Raw genomic sequence first — 312 nt, 5'->3', positions numbered from 1 at the left:
GTGGCCGTCCAGCTGATCGCCAGGTCGGTGCCGTCATCGACAACGCCGGTGATCTGCCAGTCGATCTTGTCGCCTTCGACCACGGAGGTGTCGACGCCATCGAAGATGATGCCGCCGCGGCCGGTGGTCGCGCCGTTGTGGAACTCGGCCACGGTGGCGCGCGCCAGCGAGCCGTCATGACAAACGGTGCAGTCGGCCGTCAGCGGATCGGCGATACCCAGGTGGATATTGCCCGCCTCGAAGTCGAAGCTCTCGAAGCTGCCGTGGCAGCTGAAGCAGCCCGGACCCGTGACCGGCATGGCGTTCGCGGCC

General features: G+C 67.3%; 1 protein-coding gene. It reads right to left on the bottom strand.

Annotated elements, in window-relative coordinates; translation table 11 throughout:
• A partial coding sequence (locus G6N75_RS00400; protein ID WP_206202826.1) for a hypothetical protein occupies window positions 1-312 on the bottom strand: 312 nt, incomplete at both ends.

The organism is Thioalkalivibrio sp. XN8 (assembly GCF_011058255.1).
GTDB lineage: Bacteria > Pseudomonadota > Gammaproteobacteria > Steroidobacterales > XN24 > XN24.
This window is presented reverse-complemented; position numbering and strand designations above follow the sequence as displayed.